General features: G+C 50.7%; 13 protein-coding genes. 6 read left to right on the plus strand and 7 right to left on the minus strand.

Annotated elements, in window-relative coordinates; translation table 11 throughout:
• Positions 1–22: 22 nt before the first annotated feature.
• The 4 genes from AC07OI_RS00415 to AC07OI_RS00430 form a co-directional block, all read right to left on the minus strand.
• On the minus strand, positions 23–1,828 hold the full coding sequence (locus AC07OI_RS00415; protein ID WP_495255917.1) for a family 2A encapsulin nanocompartment cargo protein cysteine desulfurase: 1,806 nt from the start codon (positions 1,826–1,828) through the stop codon (positions 23–25).
• On the minus strand, positions 1,803–2,732 hold the full coding sequence (locus tag AC07OI_RS00420; RefSeq protein WP_492703703.1) for a family 2A encapsulin nanocompartment shell protein: 930 nt from the start codon (positions 2,730–2,732) through the stop codon (positions 1,803–1,805). Before AC07OI_RS00420 ends, AC07OI_RS00415 begins: the two co-directional genes overlap by 26 nt.
• Before the next feature lie 108 nt (positions 2,733–2,840).
• Positions 2,841–3,797, minus strand: coding sequence for a serine O-acetyltransferase EpsC (gene epsC / locus AC07OI_RS00425; RefSeq protein WP_423005480.1), 957 nt, complete (start codon positions 3,795–3,797; stop codon positions 2,841–2,843).
• Between the two features lie 31 nt (positions 3,798–3,828).
• The gene (locus AC07OI_RS00430) at positions 3,829–4,317 is read right to left on the minus strand and encodes a rhodanese-like domain-containing protein (RefSeq protein ID WP_495255918.1); all 489 of its coding nucleotides are present in this window, start codon (positions 4,315–4,317) and stop codon (positions 3,829–3,831) included.
• A gap of 234 nt (positions 4,318–4,551) precedes the next feature.
• Between AC07OI_RS00430 and AC07OI_RS00435 the strand changes: the two genes are divergently transcribed.
• Complete coding sequence (locus tag AC07OI_RS00435; protein WP_495255919.1) at positions 4,552–6,861, plus strand: sensor histidine kinase; 2,310 nt, start codon at positions 4,552–4,554, stop codon at positions 6,859–6,861.
• Between the two features lie 34 nt (positions 6,862–6,895).
• Here AC07OI_RS00435 and AC07OI_RS00440 read toward each other — a convergent pair whose 3' ends face one another.
• Complete coding sequence (locus tag AC07OI_RS00440; RefSeq protein WP_110254869.1) at positions 6,896–8,167, minus strand: O-acetylhomoserine aminocarboxypropyltransferase/cysteine synthase family protein; 1,272 nt, start codon at positions 8,165–8,167, stop codon at positions 6,896–6,898.
• 405 nt (positions 8,168–8,572) lie between these two features.
• On the opposite strand from AC07OI_RS00440, the gene AC07OI_RS00445 reads away from it, so the two are divergent.
• The 3 genes from AC07OI_RS00445 to AC07OI_RS00455 are packed head-to-tail and all read left to right on the plus strand — an operon-like array spanning position 8,573 to position 10,471.
• Positions 8,573–9,052, plus strand: a complete 480-nt coding sequence (locus AC07OI_RS00445) for an outer membrane lipoprotein (RefSeq protein ID WP_492703706.1) — start codon at positions 8,573–8,575, stop codon at positions 9,050–9,052.
• An 18-nt stretch (positions 9,053–9,070) separates the two neighbouring features.
• A complete protein-coding gene (locus AC07OI_RS00450) occupies positions 9,071–9,688 on the plus strand; it encodes a hypothetical protein (protein WP_495255920.1) in 618 nt (205 codons plus the stop codon).
• Positions 9,689–9,748: 60 nt separating this feature from the next.
• Positions 9,749–10,471: a hypothetical protein gene (locus AC07OI_RS00455; RefSeq protein ID WP_495255921.1), complete on the plus strand. Its 723-nt coding sequence runs from the start codon at positions 9,749–9,751 to the stop codon at positions 10,469–10,471.
• A gap of 81 nt (positions 10,472–10,552) precedes the next feature.
• On the opposite strand, the gene AC07OI_RS00460 is transcribed toward AC07OI_RS00455, so the two are convergent.
• Together AC07OI_RS00460 and AC07OI_RS00465 are read right to left on the minus strand one after the other, a co-directional pair.
• Positions 10,553–11,419 carry a polysaccharide deacetylase family protein gene (locus AC07OI_RS00460; RefSeq protein WP_495255922.1) on the minus strand — a complete coding sequence of 289 codons (867 nt, stop codon included), beginning with the start codon at positions 11,417–11,419 and terminating at the stop codon, positions 10,553–10,555.
• A gap of 171 nt (positions 11,420–11,590) precedes the next feature.
• A complete protein-coding gene (locus AC07OI_RS00465) occupies positions 11,591–12,130 on the minus strand; it encodes an ester cyclase (RefSeq protein WP_495255923.1) in 540 nt (179 codons plus the stop codon).
• A 141-nt stretch (positions 12,131–12,271) separates the two neighbouring features.
• On the opposite strand from AC07OI_RS00465, the gene AC07OI_RS00470 reads away from it, so the two are divergent.
• Positions 12,272–13,198: a LysR family transcriptional regulator gene (locus AC07OI_RS00470; RefSeq protein ID WP_495255924.1), complete on the plus strand. Its 927-nt coding sequence runs from the start codon at positions 12,272–12,274 to the stop codon at positions 13,196–13,198.
• 50 nt (positions 13,199–13,248) lie between these two features.
• On the plus strand, positions 13,249–13,626 hold the full coding sequence (locus AC07OI_RS00475) for a cupin domain-containing protein (protein ID WP_495255925.1): 378 nt from the start codon (positions 13,249–13,251) through the stop codon (positions 13,624–13,626).
• The last annotated feature ends 1 nt before the right edge of the window (position 13,627 follow it).

Genomic DNA, 13,627 nt, shown 5'->3' on the forward strand with positions numbered 1-13,627 from the left:
TCAATTACCTCACTTACTAATTTCACTTGCGATTATTCGCCAGCCTGCGTACGACAGCCAGCAAGCGATCTATCTCTTCACAGGTATTGTAGAAAGCAAATGAAGGCCGTACCGTTGCTTCTACTCCAAAGCGACGCAAGATGGGTTGGGCGCAATGATGGCCGGAACGTACCGCGATTCCCTCTTCATTGAGCGCCTTGCCCACTTCTGCCGTTTCATAACCCGCCAGCACGAAAGAAGCAACACTGGCTTTTTCATGCGCCGTACCGATCAGGCGCACACCAGGTATGCTCTTCAGCCCATGCGTTGCGTATTCCAGCAAGGCATGTTCGTACAGGGCGATATTTTCCAGACCTATGCGTTCGACATAATCAATCGCCGCACCAAGGCCAACTGCATCGGCGATATTGCCAGTACCGGCTTCAAAGCGGGCCGGTGCTGGCTGATAACGGGTGTGCTCGAAAGTCACATCTGCAATCATATTGCCACCACCCTGCCAGGGTGGCAGTTGTTCCAGCAAAGCCTTCTTGCCATACACCACACCTATGCCAGTCGGACCAAATATCTTGTGACCTGAGAAGACATAAAAGTCAGCATCCAGCGCCTGCACATTGACGCGCAGATGTGACACGGCTTGCGCCCCGTCTATCAGCACGCGGGCACCAGCGGCATGGGCCAGAGCCGCGATCTCATGCACAGGGGCGATAGTACCCAGGGCATTTGACACTTGCGTTACTGCCACCAGACGGGTCTTGCTGTTCAAGAGTTTGCGGTACTCGTCGAGCAAGACCTGGCCACTGTCATCGACAGGAATGACACGTATGACTGCCCCCTTCTCTGCCGCCAGTTGTTGCCAGGGCACGATATTGGCATGATGTTCAAGCTCAGAGACAATGATCTCGTCACCAGCACCGATGAACTTCTTGCCGAAGGTTTGCGCGATCAGATTGATACCTTCAGTCGCACCGCGTACGAAAATGATTTCCTGTTCAGTGGCAGCACCAAGAAACCTGGCGACCTTTTTACGCGCAAACTCATAAGCATCGCTGGCACGTGCTGCCAGTTCATGTGCCGCTCTATGTATATTTGAGTTTTCATGCTCATAGAAATAACTGATACGGTCTATCACAGCCTTTGGCTTGTGCGTGGTGGCGGCATTATCAAACCACACCAGTTGCTTGCCATTGACACGCTCGGCCAGGATAGGAAAGTCCCTGCGCACAGCATTGATGTCGAAGGGTGCTGCCAGTGATGGATTAGCTGCCCTTGGTGCCTGATCCCAGTAGTCTTGTTCCCCTTGCTGGAAATAATAAGCCGGGTGCGCAGCACTACCACCAGATTGCTGCGCTGGTGCAGACGTGGCCGGATACAGTTCACCCAGTATGCGTTGCAATTGCTCTTGCCCCGGCACGTTGAAAGCATTGGCCCCGGATTGCTTACCCGTTCCCTGTGCCGCCAGGCTGTCAAGATTATTGTCAGCAACCGGATAGCCGTGTTCTTGCCCGACAAAATAATAGGGCGTGCTGGAACTGGCTCCACCGGCTTGTGGACGCGAAGGTGCAATGCTGCTACCACCATTTTGTGGCACGCCACTGACAGAGACAGAAGGCTGGCTTTGCACCGAACTGCTATCGTGCACAGGTGTACGCGCTGAAGGCGGTGCTTCAGGCGTACTGCCCTGGCTAAAGCCCGGCAAGAATTGCGCAGCGGCTTGCGCCGCACCGGGCACCAGCGCAAAAAATTCTGATGCCATGCGATTCAATGCAGCCTCATCCGGCAAACCGGAGTTTGCCGAGCCCGCATTATTTGTAGGTGTCAGGATAGTCATGGTATTTACCGATCTCTACGTCGTCCAGAACAGCCACTGCATCATCCGTCAATACTGCCAGCGAGCAGTACAGGGAGATGAGGTAAGAGGCAATCGCATTGCGGTTGATGCCCATGAAGCGCACGGACAAACCAGGGCTTTGTTCACCCGCCAGGCCAGGCTGGAACAAGCCAACCACACCCTGGCGTTTTTCACCAACGCGCAACAAAATTATTTTTGTCTTGCCATCTTCGATCGGCAATTTGTCAGACGGTACCAGCGGTACACCGCGCCATGTCAGGAATTGCGAACCGAACAGGCTGACTGTTGGTGGTGGTACACCACGGCGTGTGCACTCACGGCCAAAAGCGGCAATCGCCAATGGGTGGGCGAGGAAGAAGCCAGGTTCTTTCCAGACCTTGGTCAGCAAATCATCAAGGTCATCCGGTGTAGGTGCACCTGTCAGGGTGGAGATACGCTGATCGTCATGCACATTTGCCAGCAAACCATAATCAGGATTATTGATGAGTTCACTTTCCTGTCTTTCCTTGATAGTTTCTACCGTCAGGCGCAATTGTTCCTTGATCTGGTCATGCGGACTGCTGTACAGATCAGAAATGCGCGTATGCACGTCCAGCACAGTAGCTACCGCATTGAGGAAATATTCGCGCGGCTGCTCGTCATAATCGACAAAGGTTTGCGGCAATTCAGACTCATCACGCTGCGAGCAGGCTACCCGCACGTCCTTGGGATTTTTTACCTTGTTGAGGCGATAGATACCTGCCTCTACCGGCAACCATTGCAGCAGGTGCACCAGCCAGCGTGGCGAGATGGTGGATAACTGCGGGACGGTCTTGGTCGCGTTCGCTAACTGCCTGGCGGCGTTGTCGCTAAGCGCAAAATTACTGGAAGTGACATCTGTCATTACTCTACTCCATTAAAGTCAGTGCATCGAAAAAATAAACATGAACAGGCGTGCGAGAATAAGGTGCCCGGTATCAGATACCGGGCACCTTATTTGAAGCTCACTTATTCAAACCAAAGAAACGGGATTTTGCTGTTCGTGCCGCAAGCTGGCCTGGCTGACATGGCTGCCTGCAGCGACATCGCTGGTGACCCAGACATTGCCACCGACGATGGCACCGCGGCCTATGGTGACGCGGCCCAGCACAGTAGCTCCGGCATAGATCACCACATCATCTTCAACAATGGGGTGGCGCGGCAAACCTTTTTGCAGCTTGCCATCATCATCGCTGGGGAAACGTTTTGCACCCAGCGTGACAGCCTGGTAAATACGCACACGCTGGCCGATGACAGCGGTCTCACCTATCACCACACCAGTACCATGATCGATAAAAAAACCTGCTCCTATGCTGGCGCCGGGGTGGATATCTATACCCGTCTGACCATGGGCAATCTCGGCAACAATACGTGCCAACAGCGGCACACCGAGCTGGTAAAGTTGATGCGCAATACGGTGATGTATCATCGCCAGTATGCCGGGGTAGCACAGCAAGACTTCATCGACAGTGCGTGCTGCCGGGTCACCCTGATAGGCTGAGATGACATCGCTATCCAGCAGTGAACGTATGCCTGGCAAGGCACGTGAAAATTCGCGCACTATCGTCAGGGCACGGTCATCTATATGCAGGCCCTCTTCTTCGTGATAGCGCGAGGCATAGCTGAGTTCCAGCCTGACCTGGCTCAGCAGAGAATGCAGGACAGTATCAAGCGTATGGCCGACATAGAAATCTTCACTCTCTTGCCGCAATTCAGGCGGCCCCAGGCGCATGGGGAACAAGGCTCCACGCAAGTCATTGAGGATTTTTGCCAGTGCATCGCGCGATGGCAACTCACGCCCGCCAGGTTCCGCCGATCTTTGCTGACGCCGCCGCCAGGCATGGCGCACTACTGCCAGTTCGCTGACAACCTGTTCTATACCGAATAGCGAAGCGCGTATCTCTTTAGTCTGTTGCAATGCCTGTCCCATGATGCTCTGCCTTTTCAATTCTTCAATTATTTCAATCCTGCACCCAGGGCAACTTATGAAAGCGCCAGCCACCGTTATGCCCACGCTGCAACGCTTCATCCAGGTCACCTTCAAAACCCTGTTCTATATTGAAGACATTTGGCAAACCCGCCTTGCTGGCCGCTTCGGCTGCCAGTGCCGAGCGTTTACCACTTCGACACAGAAGCAAGACCACGGCCTGCTTATCCTTGAGCTTACCTTCCAGTTCCTTGACAAAACGCGGGTTGCGCGTCAGTGCCGTGCCCGTCGCCCAGGCTACATGCAGGCTGTCCGGCAGGTGGCCAACAAATTTGCGCTCTTCATTGGTGCGCACGTCAACAATCACTGCCAGTCCTTGCTGATGTAATTGCCAGGCGTCTATAGGAGAAACGCTGCCAGCAAATGTCAGGCTGGCGTCGGTGGCACGCTGACGGGCTACAGCAAGCAGAGGATGCTCAACAGACTGCAGGATTGAGGATGCAATTAATGTGGTAGCTGTCATACACGTTCTCTGTATTCATGTTTTTCGTCACAGAGATTGAATGTACAGAAAATACCTAAGACAGAAAACGAATAAAAATGAAGTTAATTATCCGAATTTCAAATATGCTGTGATTAGTGCCACTTACTAACTCAAGGCAGATACTTGCTGCGGTGCGCAAAATATCGCATCGCGGCTCGTTAAGCGTATGATGTTAATGAGCAAGTTTAAAGACCCGACTACATTATCGCTACTATGGTTACAGATAAATCTACTTCGTATCCTCGACTGGCGACTTTACTGACCCTGGGGGTCAGTGCCGTAGTTCTGATTACTGTTTTATCTGCCCTGTTGCTGGTAGACCATTTTGCCAAAAATTACGCACAGAAAGAAGCAGAGCAAAGACTGCAGCAAGTGGCATGGCAAATGCGTGATGCTCTTGATCAGGTCATGCAAAAATCCGTCAGTGATGTGCAATTACTGTCGCAACTCAATGAAATCAAGGATGGCAAAGACCCGGCTGATGCACGCCGCATCCTTGATCATCTGCAGCACAACTTTTCCGACTATGCCTGGATAGGCCTGGCCGACCCTGAGGGTAAAGTGCTGGCGTCCACCAAGGGTATGCTGGAAGGCCAGGACGTCAGTAAACGGCCCTGGTTTATAGAAGGGAAAAAAGCCCTGTATGCAGGTGATTACCATCCTGCCCTGCTGTTGCAAAAACTGCTGCCTTACAGCGTGGACCCCTGGCGTTTTGTGGACGTATCTATTCCCGTATATACCTCGGACGGCAAGCTGCGCGGTGTGCTTGGTGTACATCTGAGCTGGAACTGGACACGTAATCTGGTACAAAACATACTGGCTCCAGCAGATAAACAATATGCGGCAGAAGTCCTGGTGGCGCGTGAAGATGGTACCGTCCTGCTCGGTCCACTGAAGATGGAGGAAAGCAAAATAACAGCGAACAGCCTGAAGTTGTCACGTTCAGGCAAGAGTGGTGTTACCGAAGAAGTTTGGGAAGGCAGCCAAAAGTATCTGACCGCCTATACCATGACAGGTCAGGCACGCAATTATCCAGCCTTGCAATGGAGCATACTGGTGCGTCAGCCCAAAGACGTTGCCATGGCAGCCTTGCGTAATCTGCAGCGCGAAATCATGATATCTGGCGGCATACTGTGCGTTGTACTGGCACTGCTGGCGTCATTGATGGCGCGCCGCATGTCATCCTCATTGATCAAACTCAGCTCCTTCATGGAACAGCGTAGCCAAACCCGTAACGCTCAGACAGTGCAAGCCAGCCTGCCCGTGGTTCACGGATTTCATGAAGCCCATCTGCTGTCGGCAACAATAGCCGGAATGCTTAAAAAAGAAGAACAATACCTGACCAAGATCGAGCGCAGCAACCAGGACCTGGAAGCCACGGTGATCGCACGCACCCGCGAAATTGAGCTGAAAGCCAGCCAGTTGGAACATGCCTTGCAAGAACAACGCAGCGTGCAAAGCCGCCTGCAGGCAATAGCCGACAATCTGCCCTGCATCATCACTTTCATGGACAGACAGGAACGCTATTTATTCGTGAATGCTTTCGTGACGACGGAATTTGGCGTCAAGCCCGAACATCTTTTAGGCAAGACCTTGCGTGAAGTCGTCGGCGATGAATTCTATAAAGCCCATGCGCCACAAGTGCAAGCAGTGCTGGCAGGCGAGCGGGTCAGCTTCGAAGGCGAGGGCAAATTAAACAAGCGCACTTACTATTATCAGTCTGTGTATGTACCTGCTTATGACGATACCGGGCAAGTCACTGGTTTTTATGCCATGAGCTTTGACATCGCTGACCGCAAACGGGTAGAGATGATGATGAATGAATTCGTCTCCATGGTCAGCCATGAACTGCGCACACCACTGACATCCATCAATGGTGCCCTGCGTCTGGTAGCAGCCGGTGTAACCGGGCAGGTTCCAGAGAAAGCCCATGAATTGATCACGGTGGCAATGCGCAATGGTGACCGTCTGCTACATCTGATTAATGATATTCTCGATCTTGAAAAAATCGCCTCGGGCAAAATGGAATTCAATTTCCAGATCAGCCAGATTGGACCATTGATCCAGGATGCCATCAGTGCCAACAAGTCTTATGCCGATGAATATGGGGTCAGCATCAACTGGCATGAGGCCTATGCCGGGATGATGGTGAATGTAGACCGCCACCGCGTCGCCCAGGTACTGGCCAATTTACTGTCAAACGCCATCAAGTTCTCGAACAAGGGTGGCGAAGTGGAAGTAACGGTAGAAATGAACTTGCCAAAACAAAGGATCAAGGTCATCGTCACCGACCATGGCTGCGGCATTCCGCCTAATTTCCATAGCAAGATATTCCAGAAATTCAGCCAGGTTGATGGCTCCAATACCCGTAAAAAAGGTGGTACTGGCCTGGGCCTGAATATCTGCAAAACCATCATAGAAAAAATGGAGGGCAGCATAGGCTTCACCTCCACTGTGGATGTTGGCAGCCAGTTCTTTTTTGAATTGCCGTTGGCTGGCACCGCTACAATTGATGACAACTAATGACAGTGAATGCTGCCAGCCTTATTTAAGGGAATCAAGCTGCTGCCAGTGCCTGTTCCAGGTCAGCAATCAAGTCATCGACGTGCTCTATGCCTATCGACAAACGCACGGTGTCTTCAGTGACACCGGCTTTTGCCAGTTCATCAGGATTCAATTGACGGTGCGTGGTACTGGCCGGATGGCAAGCCAGGGATTTGGCATCGCCGATATTCACCAGACGGGTAAATAACTGCAAGGCATCCTGGAAGCGACCACCGGCATCACGTCCGCCTTCCAGGCCAAAGGTCAGGATGCCGGAAGGTTTTCCACCCAGGTATTTTTGCGCCAACGCATGATCTTTGTGCTCAGGCAGGCCAGCGTAATTAACCCACTTCACCTTCGCATGCTTGTCCAGATAATGGGCAATCTTGATGGTGTTGTCGGTGATTCTATCCAGACGCAAGGCCAGGGTTTCTATGCCCTGCAAGATCAGGAAGGCATTGAAGGGCGACAAGGCTGCACCAGTATTACGCAAAGGTACGACGCGGGCACGGCCTATATAAGCAGCTGCACCCAGTGCTTCGGTATACACCACGCCATGATAAGACACGTCAGGCTCGTTCAGGCGTTTGAATCTCTCTTTATGCTCAGCCCAGGGGAATTTGCCTGAATCAACAATGATGCCGCCTATGGAATTGCCATGTCCGCCCAGGTATTTGGTCAGCGAATGAACCACGATGTCGGCACCGAACTCTATGGGCCGCAACAGATAGGGCGACGGTACCGTATTATCGACTATCAGCGGCACGCCGTGCCTGTGAGCTACCTTGGCAATCGCTTCGATATCAGTAATATTGCCGAGCGGATTACCTATCGATTCAACAAACACCGCCTTGGTCTTGCCGTCAATCAGTTTTGCAAAGGATTCAGGATCACGGTAATCAGCAAAGCGGGTCTCTATGCCGAATTGCGGAAGTGTATGGGCAAACAGATTGTAAGTACCGCCGTACAGGGTAGAAGCAGAGACGATATTGTCCCCTGCCTCAGCAATGGTTTGTATCGCATAGGTAATTGCTGCCTGACCTGAAGCCAGCGCCAGACCAGCAATGCCGCCTTCCAGTTCAGCCACGCGTTTTTCCAGCACATCATTGGTAGGGTTCATGATGCGTGAATAGATATTGCCTTGCACTTTCAGATCAAACAGATCAGCGCCATGCTGGGTATTATCAAAGGCATAGGCGACTGTCTGGTAGATAGGCACGGCAACTGCGCGCGTAGTCGGATCAGGCGTATAGCCACCGTGTACAGCTATGGTTTCCAGCTTCATCAAAATGTCCTTTTGTTTGTAAGTGCGTTTGGAAGTGAGTTTGAATAATGAAATTGATCATAAAAATACTGCCTTTAAATAACAAGGAAGCATTTCGAGTTTGCATATTAAGAAAATTCAAGAAAATGAAGCTGACATCACTCTGGCTGTGAGTTGCCCTTCAGGCAAAGTTTATAAAGAGCAGTTGATGCCATCACCGCCCCCTATTCAGCAAAATGCATCGTCAAAAAAATGATTTATATTACAATAATATCATTATAAAAAAGTTCATTAATCATGAATTTGAAATACAAACTTACAATATAAAACGACAATTATTTATAGTTTGATATTTATAATAGCTTGGAAAAACACAATCAAATTTCCATGAAATCCCATGAAATCCTGTATAAGGCTGCTATATAAATGAAAAAATATATCCCGCTGGCAATGTTTATTCTCGCTGCATCGGCTTGTACAACTACGCCTGCACAAAATGAACCCCGCAATGTCAGGGCGGGGGGGTTTCAAGATCAGCAGGCTGGCGAAGTAGGCGACATCCAGGACATGCGCAGGACTACACTGCAAAAACAAGGCAGGACTGGTGCCACTGGCGCCGTAGTAGGTGCAGTGACAGGAGCAGCACTGGGCAATCAGATTGGCAAGGGTAACGGCAAAAAAGTCAGCACTGTATTAGGTGGTGTCGTTGGTGGTGTAGTTGGTAATGCCATCGCAGAGCAAAATTCCATGGTGAACGTACCAGGACTGGAAATTGTGGTCCGCCTCCGCAGCAACGGCAGCCTGATCACTGTCACCCAGGAACAACAGGGGCGCGATTCCTATTACATAGGTCAGCCAGTGCGGGTAATCTACACGCAAAATATGGCGCAAGTTCTGCCCATGTAAAACACCCAAGGTAGCGCGATGATTCTGAACTTATTCAAAAGCCCGAACGTGCGGACGATATTGATTGCCCTGGTTCTGTTCTATCTGATTGAAAAAATCAGCAGCCAGCAATATGTACGCAATATGCTGGCTCTACCTGTCCTGATCTGGATAGTTTATAGTTTTTATTCAAATTATCGTAAAGCCAGGCAAGCGCGTCTGGATTTGATTAAGACAATTCATGACTTGTCACAAGTCAGCAATGAATCCTGGATTGATACCTGCAATGACAGCGCACTCGCCGTAAACTACAACAACAATACTATTTATCTCATCGATGGAAAAATCAGAAAAACCATACCAGCTGGTGAACTCTTGCGTTGGGAAATGTTTCCTGCGCAAGGTACGGAACTCACAGGTATCGTGGTTGGCGGCTCAACCAGCACGCCGCAAGGTCAGGCTGCAGCCGGTGCTGCGATGGGCTATGGAGTGTTTTATATTCTGGGCAGACTGCTATTCAAGCGCAAAGACATCGGCTATATCAAATTCTGGATCAATGATGCTGAGCGTAGCATTGTCAGCGTCTATATTTCCAACAAAGCTATCCTCGATCAGTTACAGCATTTCTCGATGACGATAGGTCACAAAATACTATAGCTTTTTTATCGGTACAGAATGAAAATTTCACACAAGTCGATAGCAGTTGCTTTCTGTAGCATGAGCATTACTGTGCATGCACAAATGTGGACTGACATGCCGCGCATGGATCAAAATGCCAATGTCATCACGCAACGTGCTGACAGCCCCATTTATAGCCGCATGGCCAGCGACAAAAAATACCGTGAGTTTGCCTACAATGCCATCAACGTCAAGGGTGAGCAACTTGGCTATAAACTTGTACTTGAATCACGCGAGGCGCTGTTCGCAGACAAAAAATTACGCAAAGTCTTTGAAGCCAAAGCAGGTACGTATTTTGTCTCTTACTGGATCAGAGAAAGTCCCAACTTTCGCAAAATGCCCTTCAAGCGCAATGCCGATGTATTACTGGTCGTCGTTGACACAATGCCAGCAAATAAAGACAATCCAGAATTCAAGGCTGCCGCCAGCAAACTACCGTATGTAACGTATCAAATTCGTTGGGAACAATTCAAAAGCAATCATAGTGGCGGCATAGTCGGTGACGACACAGGTTCAGCAGTCAAATGGAATTGCAAAACCAAGGAAGGCCAGATCATGCCGACCATGATACAAACCATTATCATCCACAAGCCCAACTTCAAAAAAGAAGAAGAATGGTATCGCACAGCGTATTACATTACCGATGCGGGTGAACTCAAGGACAATGGTGCGGGCAGAAGAAATATCTGCACTGAACGCAGTATCGGCCCTGATGATGAAGTATCTAGCTGGGTGCGTTTTTTTGGTGGTGTTGGTGGCTGATACTAACCAGGGAAATGAAGCTTGCTGAGGATGCCGTACTTTATGCAACGAACATCCTCACCCATCCCCAGCACTGTCAGATTATTTGGCAGGCACGTCCGGCAAACTCAAGGCCAGCTCAGCAATCTGATCCTTGCGCATGAAGACCACGCCCGGATGCTGCAAAGCATACTGCAAGAATTCCCCCATGATCTTGACACGCGACGGGGTGCCGCCTATGCGGTCATGCAGGGAAACCGACATCATGCGCCGCCTGTATCCTGACTCCATATATAGCTGATCGAATTCGTCCCGCAATTCCTGGCCAAAGGCTTGCGCTGTCAATGGCCCCTCCGCCCCAAAGCGGGCAATATCGTTATTGCGCAAAGTGTAGGGAACGATGGCAAAATCCTTGTCATTGACTATGCTCATCATCGGTTCATCCGCACTGAGATCATCGATGTGATAGGTGAAACCCAATGACTGCAATATCCCCAGGGTACGTGGCGTGCCACGCAACCAGAAGGCATTAAAACCGACAGGACGCGTGCCTGTTGCCGTTTCTATCGCTGCGATATTGGCGATATACGATGTACGCTCTTCAGCCTCACTCATGGTCCAGTGTGGCGTCCAGCTATGTCCATGCGCTGCTGCTTCATGACCGCGCTGCACGATCTCCCGGGCAAGTTCTGGTCTTTGCAATACTGCCTGCCCCACCATGTGTGAAGTCACGGGTATCTTGAATCTGTCCCACAAATCCAGCATGCGCGGTATGCCTTCACGTGCGCCATATTCAAACCAGGTACGGGCTGGCAAGTCAGGCAGACTGGTGTCTGCCATGGCAGGGAAAGGTGAGCCATTCTGGTGTTCTGATTGAGCACCGGCTTCAAACTGCATAGAAACAGAGACCACCATGCGTATACCATCTGGCCAAAAATGACCATCAGGCAGATTGATTTTGTTTTTCATTTCAAGCTCCTTAGAACCTGTTTACGATCTGTAGCGAGCGTGCGTCAGCGGGGTCAGGGTAACAAAAACGCAGCGCAAAAAGCGGAATTTACTCTCTAGTACATGAGCACTTTGAGCAGCACATGAACCCCGATCACGAACGCGCAGTAAGATCGGAAGCTGGTTCTTATATCACTGTTTGATGACGCCCAATTGCTGCAACAGCGTCAGGTTATCTTCGAGATGCCAGTTTTCTGCAATACGGCCATCGGAGACGCGGTAGATATCAGTTGCAATAAAATCGACCTTGCGGCCATCTCCTTGCTGACCATGAAAGCTGCCGCTGAAGTGTCCGGTAAAATGCAGACGACCTATGACACGGTCACCGATCAGCAGCATTTCCTCCACTTCCAGTGTCAGGTCAGGCACAGCAGCACGAAAATTTTTTGATGCAAACAATGGCCCCTGCGGGCCTTGAGGCCGGCCTGCGGGTAAATTTCTGTCCATAAAATTATCTGCCAGTGCGGCTTGCGCAAACTGTGCCTCACCGGTATTCCAGAAAGCGTAATAACGCCTTGCTGCGAGTGACATGCTTTGCTGTTGCGCTACCGGGATGGACTGATCAGCAATGATGTGGCGCGGCTGCGGCAAGTTGTCTTGCGCATAAGCGGTGCCTGCGTAAGTGTTAATGGCTAGTAACAGACCGAGGCCTGCTAAAAATTTGACATGCATGATATTCCTTTCTGTTTGGTTAATCCTGATATGTAAAGCGAATTTCGCCTGAACACTACTGTGCTACCATTCCAATTTATTGAAAATAGGCTTAATAATTAAAGCATCTATTCCAATTTAGAAAAGATAGGTGGTTTGTGCATGATAGAACTGGCTGATATGAAGCTGTTTGTGCAGGCGGTAATCAGCGGCAGCCTGTCTGCTGCTGGCCGTGAATTGGGGTTTTCACCAGCCGTAGGCAGCAAGCGCATGAGCCGGCTGGAAGCCGCCTTGGGGACGAGGCTGCTGCAACGCAGTTCGCGCCGACTTAGCCTGACGGAAGAAGGCGCACTGTATTTCGAGCGCTGCCAGGCCATTTTGCTGGATGTTGCCAATGCCGAGGCAGAACTGGGACAAGGCCAGGCAGAGCCACGTGGCATGCTACGCGTCTCCTCGCCGGTCGCTTTGGGCAGGCACTACATAGGCCCCGCATTGGCAAAATTTGCCAGTCAATATCCAGAGCTGCAAGTACAGCTTTCGCTGAGTGACCAGTTGATTGATCTGCTTGCATCCGGCTTCGATTGTGCCATCAGGATAGGTGCAAACAACGATTCACGCCTGGTCGCACGCACACTGGCAGCCAACCGCCGTGTCATTTGCGCGGCTCCCGCGTATATCGTCAAGCATGGCAAACCAGATACACCAGCCGATTTACTGCAGCACAGTTGCATACTCATGCAATCGTCCAGCGTCATGTATGCAGACTGGCATTTTCATTCCCTCGCATCACAAGAAGAACAAACCATCAGGGTACGCGGCAACTGGCTAACCGATAATGGTGAGCAGGCGCATGACTGGGCAATCGCAGGTCTGGGGTTGGTCAGACGATCAGTGTGGGATGTGGCAGCAGCTTTGGCAAGCGGTGAGTTGATTGAAGTTTTGTCAGAATGGGCAGATATCAGCGCACCGATACAAATCATGTATCCATCGCGCCGCTATTTACCGCTGCGCACTCGCTTGTTCATAGATTTGCTGGTGGCAGAATTTGCAGCAGCAGAAAGTAACAACCATCCACAGAGAAATAAATAAAAATATCCACATCATTATTTTGCATACTTGCCGCTGGCTGTCGCTTATGCATGGCCACACCCGCAGACACTGCGCATGCCATGGTCGTCATCAATGAGGATGATGTCAAACGTGATGAGCCACCACCGCACGGTGCAATTGGCATGTCAACGGCTTACCGCATCAGTGATGCCGCACCTGCACCACGCAGCATGGAATTCAGGAAACGCATCCTGCATCCCAAGGCAGAGATAGGTTTGCACCCAATTGCCCATGACGAAATTTATTACGTGCTTTCTGGCGAAGGCATAGTCAGTTCAGACGGCAAGACTGCAGCTTTAAAAACTGGCATGGCCGCCTACTTATACAAGGGTGCAGTAGTTGGTATAAAACAAGTGGGGACTGTGCCGTTGAGCATTATTGTCAGCTATCCCAATGCTGCACATTAAA

This window comes from Undibacterium sp. GW821-FHT07F11 (genome assembly GCF_059418665.1).